Annotated in this window: 16 protein-coding genes; 8 read left to right on the top strand and 8 right to left on the bottom strand. The window is 62.3% G+C overall.

Annotated features, from left to right (window positions below; all coding sequences use genetic code 11):
* Window positions 1-4: 4 nt before the first annotated feature.
* Genes ABNU55_RS06110 through ABNU55_RS06095 form a run of 4 tightly spaced genes read left to right on the top strand, consistent with a single transcriptional unit; the run spans window position 5 to window position 4,153 of the window.
* The gene (locus ABNU55_RS06110; RefSeq protein WP_290751202.1) at window positions 5-1,489 is read left to right on the top strand and encodes a replicative DNA helicase; all 1,485 of its coding nucleotides are present in this window, start codon (window positions 5-7) and stop codon (window positions 1,487-1,489) included.
* A 42-nt stretch (window positions 1,490-1,531) separates the two neighbouring features.
* Window positions 1,532-2,596 carry an alanine racemase gene (gene alr / locus ABNU55_RS06105; protein ID WP_348764271.1) on the top strand — a complete coding sequence of 355 codons (1,065 nt, stop codon included), beginning with the start codon at window positions 1,532-1,534 and terminating at the stop codon, window positions 2,594-2,596.
* Window positions 2,574-3,389 (top strand): ABC transporter permease, encoded by an 816-nt coding sequence (locus tag ABNU55_RS06100; protein WP_290754620.1) that lies wholly within the window; start codon window positions 2,574-2,576, stop codon window positions 3,387-3,389. The genes alr and ABNU55_RS06100 overlap by 23 nt, the downstream gene beginning before the upstream one ends.
* Window positions 3,389-4,153: an ATP-binding cassette domain-containing protein gene (locus tag ABNU55_RS06095; protein ID WP_290754618.1), complete on the top strand. Its 765-nt coding sequence runs from the start codon at window positions 3,389-3,391 to the stop codon at window positions 4,151-4,153. The genes ABNU55_RS06100 and ABNU55_RS06095 overlap by 1 nt, the downstream gene beginning before the upstream one ends.
* Before the next feature lie 36 nt (window positions 4,154-4,189).
* On the opposite strand, the gene ABNU55_RS06090 is transcribed toward ABNU55_RS06095, so the two are convergent.
* Both ABNU55_RS06090 and ABNU55_RS06085 read right to left on the bottom strand, forming a co-directional pair.
* Window positions 4,190-5,386 (bottom strand): TIGR03862 family flavoprotein, encoded by a 1,197-nt coding sequence (locus ABNU55_RS06090; RefSeq protein WP_290754617.1) that lies wholly within the window; start codon window positions 5,384-5,386, stop codon window positions 4,190-4,192.
* Between the two features lie 129 nt (window positions 5,387-5,515).
* Window positions 5,516-5,848, bottom strand: coding sequence for a UrcA family protein (locus ABNU55_RS06085; protein ID WP_290754616.1), 333 nt, complete (start codon window positions 5,846-5,848; stop codon window positions 5,516-5,518).
* A 169-nt stretch (window positions 5,849-6,017) separates the two neighbouring features.
* Here ABNU55_RS06085 and radA point away from each other — a divergent pair, with 169 nt between their 5' ends.
* From radA to ABNU55_RS06065, 4 genes are read left to right on the top strand one after another with little or no spacing between them, the layout of a single operon-like run.
* Window positions 6,018-7,394: a DNA repair protein RadA gene (radA, locus tag ABNU55_RS06080; RefSeq protein WP_290754615.1), complete on the top strand. Its 1,377-nt coding sequence runs from the start codon at window positions 6,018-6,020 to the stop codon at window positions 7,392-7,394.
* Window positions 7,391-7,915 carry a CvpA family protein gene (locus ABNU55_RS06075; protein ID WP_290754614.1) on the top strand — a complete coding sequence of 175 codons (525 nt, stop codon included), beginning with the start codon at window positions 7,391-7,393 and terminating at the stop codon, window positions 7,913-7,915. Before radA ends, ABNU55_RS06075 begins: the two co-directional genes overlap by 4 nt.
* Before the next feature lie 53 nt (window positions 7,916-7,968).
* Window positions 7,969-9,408 (top strand): amidophosphoribosyltransferase, encoded by a 1,440-nt coding sequence (gene purF, locus ABNU55_RS06070; protein ID WP_290754612.1) that lies wholly within the window; start codon window positions 7,969-7,971, stop codon window positions 9,406-9,408.
* Between the two features lie 29 nt (window positions 9,409-9,437).
* Entirely contained in the window at window positions 9,438-10,136 is a 699-nt protein-coding gene (locus ABNU55_RS06065) for an SDR family NAD(P)-dependent oxidoreductase (protein ID WP_290754611.1), read from the top strand.
* A gap of 24 nt (window positions 10,137-10,160) precedes the next feature.
* Here ABNU55_RS06065 and ABNU55_RS06060 read toward each other — a convergent pair whose 3' ends face one another.
* The 6 genes from ABNU55_RS06060 to ABNU55_RS06035 all read right to left on the bottom strand — a co-directional run bounded on the left by ABNU55_RS06060 (window position 10,161) and on the right by ABNU55_RS06035 (window position 16,588).
* On the bottom strand, window positions 10,161-11,171 hold the full coding sequence (locus tag ABNU55_RS06060) for an alpha/beta hydrolase (RefSeq protein WP_290754610.1): 1,011 nt from the start codon (window positions 11,169-11,171) through the stop codon (window positions 10,161-10,163).
* 89 nt (window positions 11,172-11,260) lie between these two features.
* The gene (gene der, locus ABNU55_RS06055; protein ID WP_290754608.1) at window positions 11,261-12,790 is read right to left on the bottom strand and encodes a ribosome biogenesis GTPase Der; all 1,530 of its coding nucleotides are present in this window, start codon (window positions 12,788-12,790) and stop codon (window positions 11,261-11,263) included.
* A gap of 57 nt (window positions 12,791-12,847) precedes the next feature.
* Window positions 12,848-14,191: a PQQ-like beta-propeller repeat protein gene (locus ABNU55_RS06050; RefSeq protein WP_290754606.1), complete on the bottom strand. Its 1,344-nt coding sequence runs from the start codon at window positions 14,189-14,191 to the stop codon at window positions 12,848-12,850.
* The gene (locus ABNU55_RS06045; protein ID WP_348764270.1) at window positions 14,191-14,958 is read right to left on the bottom strand and encodes a hypothetical protein; all 768 of its coding nucleotides are present in this window, start codon (window positions 14,956-14,958) and stop codon (window positions 14,191-14,193) included. The genes ABNU55_RS06050 and ABNU55_RS06045 overlap by 1 nt, the downstream gene beginning before the upstream one ends.
* A gap of 77 nt (window positions 14,959-15,035) precedes the next feature.
* Window positions 15,036-15,893: a 3-methyl-2-oxobutanoate hydroxymethyltransferase gene (gene panB / locus ABNU55_RS06040; RefSeq protein ID WP_290755203.1), complete on the bottom strand. Its 858-nt coding sequence runs from the start codon at window positions 15,891-15,893 to the stop codon at window positions 15,036-15,038.
* A gap of 107 nt (window positions 15,894-16,000) precedes the next feature.
* A complete protein-coding gene (locus tag ABNU55_RS06035; RefSeq protein WP_290755206.1) occupies window positions 16,001-16,588 on the bottom strand; it encodes an NnrU family protein in 588 nt (195 codons plus the stop codon).
* Between the last annotated feature and the right edge of the window lie 18 nt (window positions 16,589-16,606).

Genomic DNA, 16,606 nt, shown 5'->3' with positions numbered 1-16,606 from the left:
GCGCATGAACGATATGTCCAATACGCCACAGACGGTCGAGGCGCCGCACAACCTGTCTGCAGAAGCCGGTGTTCTGGGCGCGATCCTGTATGACAACAATGCGTTCCAGCGCGTGGCGGATATTCTCCGCACAAGCGATTTTTATTCCATCCCCCATCAGGAAATCTTCGAGGTCTGCTCGACAATGATCCAGGGCGGCCGTGTGGCCGACGGCATCACGCTGCGCGAGCATTTCGAGAAGGCTGACAAGCTGCAGGAAATCGGCGGCGCCTCCTATCTGGCAGAGCTTCTGGACTCGGCCGCCTTCGGTCCGGAAATCTCCGACTATGCGCGCATGATCCGCGATTTCGCGATGCGCCGGGAGCTGATCGACATCGGCGCCACCGTCCAGCACCGCGCCTTCAAGCCCGCCCCTGAAGAAGATGGGGACAAGCAGCTGGAGCTTGCTGAGCGTCAGCTCTTCGACCTTGCAGACCGGGGCTCGTCCGGCAGGGGCTTTCACTCCTTTTCCACGGCCCTCAAAGAGTCGCTCGCCATGGCGGAAGCCGCCTTCAAGCGAGACGGCAAGATCGCAGGTATCGCCTCACAGCTGGATGACCTCGACACCATGCTGGGCGGCTTCCACAAGTCCGACCTCGTCATTCTTGCTGGCCGCCCGTCCATGGGGAAGACGACGCTCGCCACCAATATCGCCTTCAACGCCGCGCAGGCCTGCCGGCGTGAGACACAGCCGGATGGGTCGAAGAAGACCGTCGAAGGCGCTGTTGTTGCGTTCTTTTCTCTCGAAATGTCGTGCGAACAGCTTGCCACGCGGATCATCGCAGACCGCACCGGCCTCAACGCCCACCACATCCGTCAGGGCGATCTCGATGCCAGCGATTTCGAGAAGATCCGCCAGGCCACCGAAGAACTGCAAAATCTGCCGCTCTATATCGATGATCAGGGCGGCATCTCGATCAGCCAGCTTGCCGCCCGCGCCCGGCGTTTGAAACGGACCAGCGGTCTCGACATGGTCGTGATCGACTATCTGCAGCTGCTGACATCGACGACCGGAAAGGCGAGCGATTCCCGCGTGCAGGAGATCACGCAGATCACCATGGGCCTCAAAGCCCTCGCCAAGGAACTCAACGTCCCTGTCATCGCCCTTTCGCAGCTATCGCGTCAGGTGGAACAGCGCGAAGACAAGCGTCCGCAGCTCTCAGACCTTCGCGAATCCGGCTCAATCGAGCAGGACGCCGATGTCGTCATGTTCGTCTATCGCGAGTCCTATTATCTGGAGCGGACCGAGCCCCAATCGGGAGGCGACGACCCGCAGGCGGCCGAGAAATGGACAAAATGGCGCCAGCGCATGGATGAGGTTCTCGGCACCGCAGAGGTCATCATCGGCAAACAGCGTCACGGCCCGATTGGCCGGGTCACGCTGGCTTTCGATGCCAACACGACCCGTTTCGGCAATCTTCGACGCCAGCAGGAGCCAGATTTTGTATAGAAGCGCTTGCGGGCGCACGTCACAGCAGACTATGCCGCCCGCATGAGCCTCAGTCCCCACGCCCTTGTCCATACGCGAAATATCGTCGCCAACTGGCGCGCGATCGGTGCGCTGGTACCTGGCAGCGAGGCGGGCGCAGTGGTGAAAGCCAACGCCTATGGGCATGGCGCCGGACCCGTCGTAACTGCCCTTCATGCAGCAGGCTGCCGCACATTTTTCGTCGCCTATGTCGAGGAAGGCGCTGAACTTCGCAGCATTGTCGGCGGAGACGCTACAATTCTTGCCTTCAACGGAGCGGGGCCCGACGATGCGAACATTGTGCGCGAAAGCGCGATCCTGCCCGTCATCAATTCCATTCCCGCACTCAAGGACTGGCTCGCCCTCCCCAACATGCCGGACTATGCCGTCCATATCGACACCGGCATGAACCGGCTTGGTGTGCGGATGGAGGATGTTGGCGAACTGGCAGCGCTCACCGCCCATGCACCGCCCGGCCACATCATGTCGCACCTTGTGGACTCAGACGACCGCTCGCAGCCCATCAATGAACGCCAGCTTGCCCGTTTTACCGAAGCCGCCTCGCATTTTCCCGAAGCCATCAAAAGCTTTTCCAATACAGGCGGCTGTTTCATGGGCCGGGCCTACGGGTTCGATGTCGCCCGCCCCGGCATCGGTCTCTATGGCGGCGGCCCGCCTGCCCCCGCCGGCGTGACCGCTCTCCTGCCCGGCATGACGCTGGAAGCGCCAATCCTGACAGTGCAGTCGGTGTCGGCCGGCGAGACGGTCGGCTATGGCGCCACCTACACGCTGGACCAGGCGCGCACGCTCGCCACTGTGGCCCTCGGCTATGGCGACGGGTTTCCACGATCTGCAACCAATTCGGGCTACGCGACCCTTGGGGGCATAAAGTGCCCGATTGTCGGGCGTGTCTCGATGGACCTGATCACCATCGATGTCAGTGACGCACCCGACCTTGCAAAACCGGGCCAATTCGCCCAATTCATCGGAGCCGCGGTCCCACTGGAGGATCAGGCAAGACGTGCCGGCACAGTCGGCTATGAACTCGTAACAGGACTGGGCCATCGTGTCAGACGCATCTACGACTAGTTCCGGCGGTTTTCCCAACCCGCTCGCCTGGCTTGGGCGCGGCACGCTCGGCCTGCTTTCCGAGATCGGCCGGATTTCCATTTTTTCCGGCCGCACCGGCCTTGCCGCGTTCAGTCCGCCCTGGAACCTGACCCAGCTATGGAAGCAGATCGTCGCCATCGGTTTCTATTCTTTGCCGGTCGTTGGCCTGTCGGCCGTCTTTATCGGCGCCGCGCTGGCCCTGAATATCTATACGGGCGGCAACCGCTTCGGGGCCGAACAGTTCGTACCCAACATCGTCGTCCTCGGTATCACGCGTGAACTTGGCGCCACGATTACCGGCCTAATGCTGGCAGGCCGGGTCACGGCGGGGATCGCGGCAGAAATCGGCGCAATGAAGGTCACCGAGCAGATCGATGCCCTGAAAACGCTCTCAGCAAACCCGTTTCGCTATCTCTATGCGCCGCGCTTTCTGGCTGCCGCGCTTACCCTGCCCATCCTTGTGCTTGTCGCAGACATTATCGGCGTGATGGGGGGCTGGCTGGTCAGCGTCTATGCGCTCGACTTCGACTCCACCACCTATATCCGCAACACTGTCGACTTCCTCACCATGGAAGATGTCAGTGTCGGCCTCATCAAGGCGGTCATCTTCGGCATGGTGATCGCGCTGATGGGCTGTTATCAAGGCTCGAAATCGTCAGCTGGCGCAACAGGCGTCGGCCGTGCGGCCACACTCTCCATGGTTGGCGCAGCCGTTCTCGTGCTCGCCGCCAACTATGTCCTGTCCACCTTCTTCGTTCAGATCGGCATCTGATGACCAAGCCCCTCCTCGAACTTATAGGCGTCGAGAAAAGCTTCGGCCCCAACCATGTCCTCCGCGGCGTCGATATCGATGTGGCGCCCGGCCGCTCACTTGTGATTCTTGGCGGGTCGGGCTCAGGCAAGTCTGTGATGCTCAAGAACGCGCTCGGCCTGATGACGCCGGATGCCGGCAAGATCGTCTTCGATGGCGAGGATGTCACGCATGATCAGGGCAAGGAACGCGAAGCGATGCGCGCTCGCGTCGGCATGCTGTTCCAGTCCGGCGCCCTCTTTGATTCCCTCACCGTGTGGGAAAATGTCGCCTTTCGCCTTCTGAACGCAGATAAGATGAAACGCAGCGACGCCAAGGATCAGGCCATCGAGACGCTCAAGAAAGTTCGCCTCGGCGCCTCTGTGGCGGACCTTCGCCCGGCTGAAATCTCCGGCGGCATGCAGAAACGCGTGGCCCTCGCCCGCGCCATCATCACCAAGCCGGACCTTATCTTCTTCGATGAGCCGACCACCGGTCTCGACCCCATCACGGCCGACGCCATCAATGATCTCATCATCGAACAGGTCAAAGCCCTTGGCGCAGCTGCTGTCTCGATCACCCACGATATGGCCTCTGCCCGCAAGGTCGCAGACGAGATCGCCATGCTCTATGAGGGCAAGATTATCTGGCGCGGCCCGGCAAGCGAGATTGATCACTCCGGCAACGACCATGTCGACCAGTTCGTCCATGGCCGCGCCGACGGCCCGATCCAGCCCGCGCTTTAGGCTGCCGGCGCCGCATTCAGGGACGCGGCAATCTCATTAGCTCCTGGCAGCCGCATGTCCCGCCCAGCGTCCCATGGCGAGGCATGCGGTGAGCAGATACCCGCCCGTCGGGGCGTCCCAAGCCACCATCTCCCCGGCGCAATAGACGCCGGGCATCGCCCTCAGCATCAAGTCTTCGTCCAGCGCCAACCAGGACACGCCCCCGGCTGTCGAGATAGCCTCGTCGATCGGCACAGTCGCCTCCAGCGTGAGGGGCAGCTGTTTCAACAGACCCGCCAGCGCGTGCGGGTCCTTCGGTGGTGTCCCGCGTGTCACTTCATTGACTAGCGCGAGTTTGGTCTTGTCGAGGCGCGCCGCCTTGCGCAGCCTGTTGGACGCGCTTTGCTTCGGGTTTGCCTCCGACAGCCGCCCCGCAAGGACCGCCGCATCGACATCTGGCACCAGATCGATGATCAGCGATGCCTGTCCCGAGGCTGCAATCTCCCTGCGCAGGCTGGCGGCGAGCGGATAGATGGCGCCGCTCTCGATCCCGCGCCGCGTAATCACCACATCCCCTTCAACCGATTTGCCATCATGAGACAGCCGGACGCCCTTGATGGGCGCGCCTTCCTGTGCCTCCAGAAGACGCGGCGACCAGTTCACGCAGAAACCGCAATTGGACGGCTGGAAAGGCTCCATCTCCACCCCGCGCACCTCCAGAAGACCGGTCCATGTGCCGTCGGATCCGAGCCGCGACCAGCTGGCCCCGCCAAGCGCCAGGACGGTCGCATCCGCGTTCAGCCTGCGGCGGCCTTCGGGCGTCTCAAACACCAGTCTTCCATCCTCGTCCCACCCCTTCCAGCGATGACGCACATGGATTTCCGCGCCTCGCTCCCGGAGCCGGGCAAGCCAGCTGCGCAACAGGGGCGAGGCTTTCATGACGTCGGGAAAAATCCGCCCGGAGCTGCCTGTAAAGGAGCTCACCCCGAGTCCGTCCATCCAGCGCACCACATGTGCCGGGCCGAAGGCCTCGATCATGGCCGCGAGGCGCCCATCGGGCGAGGTATAGCGCGACCGGAAAAGCCCCTCGTCTTCCGAATGGGAAATATTGAGGCCGCTCTTGCCCGCCATCAGGAATTTACGAGCCACGCTCGGCATCGCATCGAGGACAGATACCGAGGCGCCGGCGGCCAAGGCCGCTTCTGCTGCCATCAGGCCAGCTGGCCCCGCGCCAATGATCGCCACATGTCTCACCCGGCCTCTCTAGCGGCGCACGCCACGCCTTACCAGCGGAGGGATAAGTGTGCGGCGCGCTTCAAGCCGAAAAGCAAACGGCCGGTCCTTGCGGAACCGGCCGGTCGAATTCTGCAGGCCATGAGGCAATCAGCCTTCAGGGCTGGACCCAGTGTCGGCGATGTGGGCCTTCGGAGGATAGAGGGAAGCCAGAGCGTCGGTCTTCGCCAGGGTGATGCAGTCTCTCACACGCTGCATCTCGGAAACCGGCTGGCGGATACTCCCGCCAATATCGCAAGCCCGCTTTGCGGCGCGATCGATGCGGCGTTCGGCAATCGCCTTGCCTTCAGCGGTGTTCAGGTCGAGACCCGAAACATCGACTTCCACAGACTTCGCGCCAGTGGGGGCGTCGGCAAAGGCCGGGGCGGCGAAACCCGCACAAAGGGTGAGGGCGATGGCGGTGATAACAGTCTTCTTTTTCATTATAGGGGTCCTTCTTTTCTTCTTGTTTTTTGTTGTGACCCTGATCCCTGAGTGACTCTCCTGTAACATATTTATTGTTTTTCGATAATTAAATTATCGTAATTCGATATGAAACTTTTGCGACGGAATCGCTTTCCGCAGCTGCGGCATCAGTTTAAGTCTGAGGGCCATGGCCAAATCCAACACCGTCTTCGTCTGCCAGTCCTGCGGCGCCGTTCATCCGAAATGGTCGGGCCGGTGCGATGCGTGCGGAGAGTGGAACACTCTGGTCGAGGAGACTTCCTCGGCGGCTCCCGGCGGTCTCGCTGCGCCCAAATCGCTTTCTCGCAAGGCGGGCAAGGCTGAATTCACTGCCTTGAATGAGGTGACCGAAGCCCCGGCACGTCATGTCATCGGCGTCGACGAGCTGGACCGCGTCTTCGGCGGCGGCCTGGTCCCCTCCTCAGCCACGTTGATCGGCGGCGATCCCGGCATCGGCAAGTCCACCCTTCTTCTCCAGGTCGCCGCGCGGCTTGCCCGTAACGGCCTCTCCACCGTCTATGTCTCCGGCGAAGAGGCGGCTGCCCAGATCCAGGACCGCGCCAGACGCCTCAAGGTCGCTGAAAGCCCTGTCGAACTCGCCACCGAGACCGATCTTCGAAAGGTCCTCTCGGCGCTCAAATCCGCCCAGCCGGACTTCGTCGTCATCGACTCCATCCAGACCATGTGGTCCGACAGTCTCGAAGCGGCGCCAGGCTCGGTGGCGCAGGTGCGGGCCTGCGCGCAGGAGCTGACCCGCTGGGCCAAGAAGTCCGGAGCCGCCCTCATCCTCGTCGGGCATGTCACCAAGGAAGGCCAGATTGCCGGCCCGCGCGTGGTCGAACATATGGTCGATACGGTTTTCTATTTCGAAGGCGAGCGCGGCCACCAGTTCCGCATCCTTCGCGCGGTCAAAAACCGCTTCGGCCCGACCGACGAAATCGGCATTTTCGAAATGCATCAGTACGGCCTGGCCCCGGCACGGGAGCCTTCTGCGCTGTTCCTCTCCAATGAAAGCGAGAATGCGGGCGGCGCGGCGGTCTTTGCTGCCATGGAAGGCTCACGGCCCGTCCTCGCAGAAGTCCAGGCGCTTGTCTCCGCTTCCTCGTATGGCACGCCGAGACGCAGCATTGTCGGCTGGGACGCCAACCGGCTGGCCATGGTGCTGGCGGTGCTCGAAGCGCGCTGCGGTGTCTCCCTCGCCGGGCGGGATGTCTACCTTTCTGTCGCGGGCGGCTACCGGATGGCCGAACCGGCGGGCGACCTTGCCGCCGCCGCGGCCCTCCTCACCTCGCTGGCCGATAAGCCGGCGCCGGAAAAATCGGTATTTTTCGGAGAGATCGCCCTTTCAGGTGCGATCCGTCCCGTGGCGCGCATGGACCAGCGCCTCAAGGAGGCGCAGCGGCTTGGTTTCCGCAATGCATTTGTCCCGGAAGGCAGCTCTTCCACAATTGAAGGGTTGACCGTCAAGCCTCTCTCACGCCTATCTGAACTGGTAGATTTAGTCGGCCCGGACCCAGAGCCATGATGGACGCCCTCACAGCTTTCGATGCGATCGTGATCGTCCTTCTCATCCTGTCCACGATCATGGCATTCGCACGTGGCTTCATGCGCGAACTTGCCACCCTTGGCGCCTTCATTGCCGCGCTGGCCGCCGCCTATTATGCCCGCCTTTTCCTGCGCGACGGGTTCGCCACTTTTCTGCCAGAGGATACGCCTGCCTGGCTCCCGGACCTTATCCTCTTCGTGTCCGCTTTCCTGCTGGTCTACATCATCGTCGCCTGGTTCGGCGCCAATCTTTCGCGTTCCATCCAGGGCGTTGATGGTGTGGGTTTCCTCGACCGGCTTGCGGGTGCCGCCTTTGGCTTTGTACGCGGCGCCGTCGTGCTGGTCTTCTTCGTCTTTCTGCTGCGCATGGGCCTCGACCAGGACCGTATCCCCGAATGGATCCGCACCGCCCAGACCTATTCCATGCTTGAGGACGGCGCCGACTATATCGCGGAAAGCGCCCCTGCCCTCAGTCACAGTGGGACAGTCAGGGAGCCTTGACGAATCTCGGTACACGGCATATTTGCGCGCCATAGCAAGGCCGTGAGGTGTCGATGATCTGGGACCATGATGACGACAAGCCTCGCGAGGAATGCGGCATTGTTGGCGTGTTCAATCATCCAGAGGCGTCGCTTCTGACCGCCCTCGGTCTCCACGCCCTTCAGCATCGCGGACAGGAAGCTTGCGGGATCACCACCTATGACGGTGAGAAATTCCACAATGAGCGCCATATGGGCCTTGTGGGAGAGAATTTCGGCGGCGACCTGACAACCCGCCTGCCCGGCAGTTCCGCCATCGGCCACAACCGCTACTCCACCCAGGGCAAGCCGGCCGTCCGCAACATCCAGCCGATCTTCGCGGACCTCGCCAATACCGGTTTTGCGCTCGCCCATAATGGTAACCTCACCAATGCCGTGGCGCTGCGCCGCGAGCTCATCAATCAAGGCGCCATCTTCCAGTCGACCATGGACACCGAAGTCGTCCTCCAGCTCGTCGCCCGCTCGGCACGCACGCTGATGCGCGAACGGTTCATGGAAGCGCTTCAGGCAGTGGAAGGCGGCTATGCCTTTGTCGGCCTCACCAACAAGAAACTTATTGGCGCCCGCGACCCAATCGGGCTTCGCCCGCTGGTTCTCGGCAAGATCGGCAAGGGCTGGGTCCTCGCCTCCGAAACCTGCGCCCTCGACATTATCGGCGCCGAGTTCGTTCGCGAGATCGAGAATGGCGAGACGGTCATCATCACCGATGAAGGCGTGCAGAGCTACCGTGCTTTCCCGGAACGCCCGGAAAGCCCCTGCCTCTTCGAATATGTCTATTTTGCGCGCCCCGACAGCATTGTGCAGGGGCGCAGCGTCTACCAGGTCCGCCGGCGCATGGGCCATCAGCTCGCGCGTGAAAATCCGGCCGATGTCGACGTGATCGTCCCGGTTCCGGACTCCGGCGTTCCCGCCGCTCTCGGCTTTTCCGAACAGTCCGGCGTGCCCTTCCAGCTCGGCATCATCCGCAGCCACTATGTCGGGCGCACCTTCATTGAGCCGACACAGCTTGGCCGCCAGAAATCCATCTCCAAGAAGCATTCGCCGAACCGCTCTGTGCTGGAGGGCAAGAAGGTCCTGCTGGTCGACGACTCCATCGTGCGCGGCAATACCTCCAAGAAGATCGTCCAGATGGTCCGCGATGCCGGCGCCAAGGAAGTACACCTTCGCTCGGCCAGCCCGCCAATCGTAAATCCGGATTTCTATGGCATCGATATGCCGACCAAGGGTGAGCTTCTCGCCTCCAACAATTCGCTGGAGCAGATGCGGGACTTCCTGAATGTCGAGACGCTGGGCTTCCTTTCGGTCGACGGCCTTTATGCCGCAATCGGGATCAAGCGCGACATCGATATGCCGCAATTCTCCGATCACTGCTTCACCGGCTGCTATCCAACGCGCCTCGTGGACCAGATGCAGGAAGAAGGCGGCAAGGACAGACAGCTTTCGCTTCTGGACTAGCCGGGCCCTGACAGGCTAACCCGCCTCTTATGGACAAGCGTATCACCCTCATCACCGGCGCCTCGCGCGGGATTGGCAAGGCCGCCGCGTTGGAACTTGCCCGCCGCGGCCATCACATCGTCGCCACAGCCCGCTCCAAGCTCGCGCTGGAAAAGCTCGATGACGAGATCCGGGCCGAAGGGGGCAGCGCGACCCTCCTGCCAATGGACCTCAAGGAAAAGACGGCCTTCGAAGCGGCTGGCCAGGCCCTCGCCACAAAATTCGGGCGCATCGACGGCCTGCTTGGCAATGCCGGCGTGCTTGGCTCGCTCGGCCCCCTGCAGGCGGTCGGACCGCGCAGCTTTGAAGAAACGATTGAGGTAAACCTCACCGCCAACTGGCGTCTCATCCGCGCCATGCATCCTCTTCTGCAGCGCGCGCAGGCGCCGCGGGCCGTCTTCATCTCCTCCGGAGTCGTGCCCCGCCCCCGCGCTTTCTGGGGGCCTTATCAGGCGTCCAAGATGGGGCTTGAAGGGCTCGCCTATGCCTGGGCCGACGAGAATGAGAAGATGCCGCTCCGCGTGAACCTCTTCGATCCCGGCGCCACCCGCACCGGCATGCGCGCCGAAGCCATGCCCAGCGAGGATCCGATGACGCTCCCGACACCGGAAGAGGTCGTGAAGGTGCTCGCTCCGCTCCTTGAGGAAGGCGAGACGCGCACGGGTGAACGAATCAGCTTTAGAGGCTAGCGCCGCAGCCACCCTCGTCCCGTGTCACAGCAATCCCGCCGACCGTAGCCATCTGATCGCAAGCTCCGGCCATTCGGTCGTTACCGGATCAGACGTCTCGCGCAGGCCAAAGGCGTGGCAGCCATCGGCAAACAGGCGCATATCCACAGGAACGCCTGCCTCACTGAGGGCCAGGCCATAAGCGATCGAATGGCGGACATCATCCACCGGGTCATTCATCGCATGGATCAGCAGGGTGGGCGGAGCGTCCTTGCTGATCCTGACCCAGGGTGCCAGTTTCATGAGCGGCTTCGGGCTATTCTCATCCCAGAGGCGGCCCGGATAGGCGAGGATCGCAAAGTCGGGTCGCAGCGTCTCATCATCTGCCGCATCCACCCGGTCATAGCTTAAGGTATCGGCATTGCTCAGTTCCGCCGCTAGGTGCCCGCCAGCGGAAAAACCGATCACACCGATCTTTTCAGGATCAATCCCGTAGGCATCGGCGCCATGGCGAAGCAAGGCCATCGCCCTTTGGGCATCTTTCAGCGGAAGCTGAACCTCAGGGGCCTGTTGCACCCCATTTTCGTCCCGCTGCCAGACCTGGGGCACCCTGTATTTCAACACGATGCATGTCATGCCCTGAGCGGTGGCCCAGTGGCAGATTTCCGTTCCCTCAAGATCCATCGCAACGGCAGCATACCCTCCGCCGGGAAGGACCAAGAGGGCCGTCCCGCTATTCTCTCCCCTCGGAGAATAGAGCGTCATGCTCGGGCGCGAGACATAGGTCGCCCAGTGCCACAGACGCCCAGCAACGAGCGGGGAGCCGTTTCCCGTCCACTCGGCGTTCCCATCGGTCTCTGGCGCCTCGATGGCCAGCCCCTCCGGCCACAAGGGCACTTGTTCCCCATCAGGCCCAGGTTCCCAGACTTCCGGCCCTTCGACCTTCTCCACGCTGGTTCGGGTGCAGCTGCCCTCATCGCCTTCCGCATTCGCGGCGGCCCCTGTTCCGATTGCGATCAGCAGCAAAGCCGGTAACGCTATAAGTCGCTTCAACATCTGGCCTTTCAAACCTCGCGGACCGGCAAGTGAAGAATTATCTGTCGCATCGCTCGTCTCTGGAAGGCAATATACCTGTCGGAACGAGCCTACTTCTTCCGCCGCCCCTGCGACTTGTCGGCATAAGGGTTGGAGCTTTGCCGCACGAACAGGCGGATCGGCACACCCGGCATCTCGAATGCGTCACGGATCCCGTTGACCAGAAAACGCTTATACTGCTCGGGCATATGCTCGGCGCGTGACGCCATCAGCACGAAGGTCGGCGGGCGCGCCTTCATCTGCGCCATATAGCGCGGCTTGATCCGCTTGCCGTGGACGGATGGCGGGGGATGACGCTCGATCGTATAGCGCAGCCAGCGATTGAGATCGCCCGTCTTTACGCGCGCCGACCAGTCATCATAGACCTTGGCCACCGCTGGCATGAACCTGTCAACGCGCTTGCCCGTAAGGCCTGACAGCGTCACCACCGGCGCCCCGCGCGCATTCGGCAGCAGCACTTTCGCCATTTCCGACAGCTCACGCATCTTCTGGGCGTGGTTCTCGACGAGATCCCATTTGGAGATCACGAAGACCAGGCCCCGACCCTCGCGAATGGCAAGGTCCGCGATCTGCAGATCCTGTTTCTCGAACGCCTCATCGGCATCCATCACAAGCGCAATGATGTCGGCAAATTTGAGCGAGCGCACCGTTTCACCGGTCGACATACGCTCCAGCTTTTCCTGAACGCGCGACTTGCGGCGAAGCCCGGCCGTATCGACCAGTTTCACTTTGCGTCCCTCATATATCCAGTCGACCGCGATGGAATCGCGCGTGATCCCGGCCTCAGGTCCGGTCAGCACCCGCTGCTCGCCCAGCAACTGGTTGATCAGCGTAGATTTGCCAGCATTCGGACGCCCAACGATCGCCAACCGGATCGGCCGCTTCCTTGCTTCCTCGCGCGCGGCCAGCTGGGCTTCGGCCTCTGCGGCGTCATCAATCCCGGCAGCTTCCAGTGCGGCCGTCAGCTCCTCTTCGGAGAGGTTGGGATCGTCGACATCAATCTCGGCCATGCGGTCGAGGATTTCGTCATCGAAGCCCTCGCCTTCGGCGGCGTCCACTTCGGAGAAGGCCGCCTCAAACTTTTCCTCCCCCAGCGCGGTGCGGATGGCCGCGTATAGATCGCCCATCCCCTCGCCATGCGCCCCGGAGAGGCCGACAGGCTCGCCCAGGCCAAGGCCCCACGCCTCGGCGATACCGATATCACCCTGATTGCCTTCGGCCTTGTTCGCTGCCAGCACGATCGGCAGGTCAGCGCGGCGCAACAGGTCGGCAAAGCGCTCATCCATAGGGGTGACGCCATCGCGCGCATCGATCAGGAAGAGAGCAAGTTCGGCTTCCCGGATGGCGATTTCTGTCTGCTGGCGCATCCGCGATTCCAGCGAATCGTCATGCACGTCCTCAAACCCGGCTGTGTCGATAAGCACAAGCGGCAGGTCCGCAAGGCGGCCTGGCGCTTCCTTGCGGTCGCGTGTCACGCCCGGCTGGTCATCGACCAGCGCGAGCTGCTTGCCGGCCAGCCGGTTGAACAGCGTCGACTTGCCCACATTGGGGCGTCCGACAATAGCGATCTTCAACGGCATGCGCCGTCCTTTCCTGAAGCGGCCTGCAAAGCAGGGGTGGCCGTCTGGCGGCCTATTCTAGCGGATCGCGACCAGACGCGCATCGTCGGTCAGGACGAACACCTTGTCCCCGACCGAAATCGGCTCGAGATAGACCGGATCCTTGAGTTCGAGCGACCCGATACGCTCGCCCGTCTGCGGCGACAGCGCAATCACTGTGCCAAGCGAAGACGTCAGCAGGAGCTGGTTCGAGGCAAGCAGCGGCCCGGCATAGGAAATCCGGCCACGCTGTTTCTTCTCGCGCTCGAATTCACGCAGCTGCTGGACCCAGTAGACCTTGCCGCTGCCGGCATTGATGGCGGCAATGCGCGCGTCGGTTCCGGAGACGAAGATATACTGACCAACCAGCGACGGCGCAGAAGTCGAGCCGATGGGCTGGACCCAGACGCGGTCACCTGTGCGCCCGTCAATGGCCGCCATTACACCAGACTGGTTGGCTGCAAACACCAGCCCCCCGCCGACAATGGGGCGCGAGGCAATATCGTTGATGGAGGAAATCGGCGTGAACTGCCCCGGACGCGACAGCGCTTCAGTCCACAGACGGCGTCCATTGGCGGCCAGATACGCGATGACCTCACCGGAAGAATACGGCGCGATGATGATGTCCTCGACAGCCGCCGGGCTGGGCGAACCGAGCACGCGCGCCGATTCCGCAATGGCCTGGTCCGACCAGAGAACACGCCCGTCATTGAGGTCCAGCGCGAAAATCTCATTATTGTTCGACGAGACGAAAATCCGCCCGTCCACAATGGTGGGCGAGCCCGTCATCGGCGCTTCCATGTCACGACGCCAGATTTCACTGCCCGTCTCGGCATCAAGCGCGCTGACAAAGCCAAACCCGCTCGCCACGATCAGGCGGCCACTCGAATAGGCAAGACCGGATCCGATGCCGCGCTTGTCGCGGCTATTGCCGGAGTCCAGCTCACGCTGCCAGATGCGGCTTCCATTCTGCAGGCTGAAGGCGCGCACCGTCTGGTCGGCATCGACCACGAAAATCGTCGTCTCGCTGGCGACCGGGGGCGTCGTCAGTGCGCTTGCGCGCGTCGTGCCCTGTCCGGCATTGACGGACCAGGCAATCTCAAGCGCGGAAGCCGCCGCAACATGACCGGCCGACTTGGATGGCTTCGAGCCGGCTTCCGGCCAGCTCGCAAGCGGACGGGCCTCAGGCAGCTCGATTGTGGTCGAGGCAAGGTCGGGATCGGCTTCAATGGCCTCGTCGCCGAGAACCATTTCGATGCGCCCTTCCTTTTCTTCCTCGCTCAGGCGGCGCTTTTCATCATTGAGCCCGCGCAGATAGGAACAGGCCGAAAGCGTCATGATAAGCATGGCGGTAATGCCAAGGCGGACAGGAGTGGTCTTCATTATGGCTGGTCTCCGTCGCTGGAGCCGGCCGGGCCGGTCTCCGGGATTTCGGGTGTCTCATTTGCCGTATCGGATGCCGGTACGTCCAGATCGGCGGGCGCGGCCGCCTCACCGGTCTCCGCGCTCTCGGGCGCTGGCGGCAGAGCTGCGAGGGCCTGCGTGGCTCGCTCTACCGTGCCTTCCGGCACATTGGCGAGGAAGCGCAGCTCATTGAAGACCTGCCGGGCATATTCGACATCACCTTCCTGCACCGCCATCGAGGCGACCAGTTCCAGAGCCAGCGCCCCGAACTCGCTCTCCTCGTCCATCAGGGAACCAAGATAGGTTTCCATTTCGGCACGACTGGTCTCACCCGCCTTCAGATAGGCCGCTTTCATGAGCGAGAGCTTGCCGATCGGCGTCTCGGCATTGGCCGCCATCTCCAGCGCGTCCACAGCTGCGGCCCGGTCGGCATTGCCGGCAAGACGCGCCGCGGCGAGATAGTTGGCCGCCAGCGGCGCAATCTCGTTATCGGACTGGGCGAGCGCGGCGAATTCATCACCGGCTTGCTCGAAATTCTGCTCGCTCAACGCCTCGTCCGCGCTCTCGAACGCGGCGCCCTGTTCTTCCAGGTTCTGCGCGCGCTGGCTTTGCATGTATTCGTTGAGCGCGACCCCGCCAATCAGCAGTGCTGCGGCAATATAGGCGAAGACACCGTACTTCTTCCAGAGACGGGCGGCCCGATCCTGACGCAGGCCTTCTTCAACTTCATCAAAGATATCAGCCAATTGGCCTGCTCCAGTGAATAATGGACTTCAAATCAGCGCGCACCCTAACCGCGCCGCCTGCCCCCGGCAACGCGCGATCACTGTTTCGTCTGGCCTTTCGGCAGCTTGGACGTTCCTGGCTTGGAAAGCTTGTAGGTTTCCGCCTCTGCGGGAAAGCTTCGCGCGCGCACATCGCGGGCATAAGCCTCTACGGATTTGGCTATTTCTGACTGCAGGTCGCCATAGCGGCGCACGAATTTCGGCGTCCATTCAAAGATGCCGAGCATGTCCTGCGTGACAAGGATCTGCCCGTCACAGGAGGCCGAGGCCCCGATCCCGATTGTGGGGATGGACAGCGCTCTGGTGATCTCGTCGGCAAGATCCTCCGCGACCCCCTCGATGACAATGGCGAAGGCACCGGCAGCCTCTGCAGCCTTTGCCTCCTCCATGACGCGGCTTCGCTCTTCCTCGTCGCGCCCCTGTGCCTTGAAGCCGCCTACGACATTGATGGCCTGCGGCCGCAGGCCGATATGACCCATCACCGGCACACCGCGCTCCACAAGATGCTTGATCTGGCCGGCGGCATAGGTCCCGCTCTCGATCTTCACCGCCTGACAGCCGGTTTCCTTCATGATTCGCGACGCATTGAGAAAGGCCTGGTCCGCGCTTGTCTCATAGGAGCCGAAGGGCATGTCGACGACCACGAAAGCCCGGTCCGATCCACGCATGACGGCCTGCGCGTGCAGGATCATCATCTCCATCGTGACACCGACGGTCGAGGTCATCCCATGCACCACCATGCCAACGCTGTCGCCGACCAGGAGAAGATCGCAATAGGGGTCCATGATCGCAGCCGTCGGCGCGTCATAGGCGGTCAGACAGACCAGCGGCTCACCATTCTTGGCGGCAACAATGTCGCGGACGGTTTTTCGTCTGACTTGGCTTTGTGCGGACACGGGCGCGTATCCTCCATATTGAGATCTACCGCCCGTCTCCTAACAGAGCCGATCCGTCCACGCCAAGCGCGAAACAGCAACGCCGCCGGTGAAGCGGCCCGCAGGCCTCAGCCCATGCCCGCAATGACAGGCTGTCCAAACAGGATGGCATGAAGGCCAAAGATCATGGCGCCCCAGATGACAAGGCCGATCAGCACGGCAATTGCGTCGTTCATCACCGACACTTTTGCACCGGCCGGCAGGCCTGTCTCGCCGCGTTTTTTCACCATGATCCGGTCGAACACGGCATAAGCGAGGAAACTGCCGAACAGGATAATTGAGTTGAGCTCCCCATTCGCCAGCAAATGGCCGACCGCCCAGATCTTGACCGCCACCAGCATCGGATGCTTCAGCGTCTTCTTGATATGCCCAGCCGGCACATAGGCTGCGACCAGGATCGGCATGGCGATCAACTGGAAGAGGATATTGAGATGAGCCGTCCATACGGGCGGCTGCCAGATGATCGGCGCCGGGCGCATTGCGCCATAGCCCCAGACGATTAGAACGAATCCCGCAATCGCAACGAGGCTGTAAAGCCCCTTGAACGGTCCCTCCCCCAGTCGCGTCTCGATCCGGCGCTCAGGGGCGCGTGTGCGCAGCGCGGAATAGATGTGTGCCCCGAAGAAAATGACCAGACCTGCCAGCAGATAGATCATGTCCGCCTCCCCTTTTTG

Origin of the sequence: uncultured Henriciella sp. (assembly GCF_964005855.1) — a bacterium.
Classification (GTDB): Bacteria; Pseudomonadota; Alphaproteobacteria; order Caulobacterales; family Hyphomonadaceae; genus Henriciella.
The sequence above is the reverse complement of the archived record's forward strand: the minus strand, read 5'-3'. Positions and strand labels throughout refer to the sequence as shown.

Excerpts from the sequence above, each read along its gene's own strand:
- ABNU55_RS06110 (WP_290751202.1), top strand. The coding sequence starts at position 5 with ATGAACGATATGTCCAATACGCCACAGACGGTCGAGGCGCCGCACAAC.
- alr (WP_348764271.1), top strand. The coding sequence starts at position 1,532 with ATGAGCCTCAGTCCCCACGCCCTTGTCCATACGCGAAATATCGTCGCC.
- ABNU55_RS06095 (WP_290754618.1), top strand. The coding sequence starts at position 3,389 with ATGACCAAGCCCCTCCTCGAACTTATAGGCGTCGAGAAAAGCTTCGGC.
- ABNU55_RS06085 (WP_290754616.1), bottom strand. The coding sequence starts at position 5,848 with ATGAAAAAGAAGACTGTTATCACCGCCATCGCCCTCACCCTTTGTGCG.
- radA (WP_290754615.1), top strand. The coding sequence starts at position 6,018 with ATGGCCAAATCCAACACCGTCTTCGTCTGCCAGTCCTGCGGCGCCGTT.
- ABNU55_RS06075 (WP_290754614.1), top strand. The coding sequence starts at position 7,391 with ATGATGGACGCCCTCACAGCTTTCGATGCGATCGTGATCGTCCTTCTC.
- purF (WP_290754612.1), top strand. The coding sequence starts at position 7,969 with ATGATCTGGGACCATGATGACGACAAGCCTCGCGAGGAATGCGGCATT.
- ABNU55_RS06065 (WP_290754611.1), top strand. The coding sequence starts at position 9,438 with ATGGACAAGCGTATCACCCTCATCACCGGCGCCTCGCGCGGGATTGGC.
- ABNU55_RS06060 (WP_290754610.1), bottom strand. The coding sequence starts at position 11,171 with ATGTTGAAGCGACTTATAGCGTTACCGGCTTTGCTGCTGATCGCAATC.
- der (WP_290754608.1), bottom strand. The coding sequence starts at position 12,790 with ATGCCGTTGAAGATCGCTATTGTCGGACGCCCCAATGTGGGCAAGTCG.
- ABNU55_RS06050 (WP_290754606.1), bottom strand. The coding sequence starts at position 14,191 with ATGAAGACCACTCCTGTCCGCCTTGGCATTACCGCCATGCTTATCATG.
- ABNU55_RS06035 (WP_290755206.1), bottom strand. The coding sequence starts at position 16,588 with ATGATCTATCTGCTGGCAGGTCTGGTCATTTTCTTCGGGGCACACATC.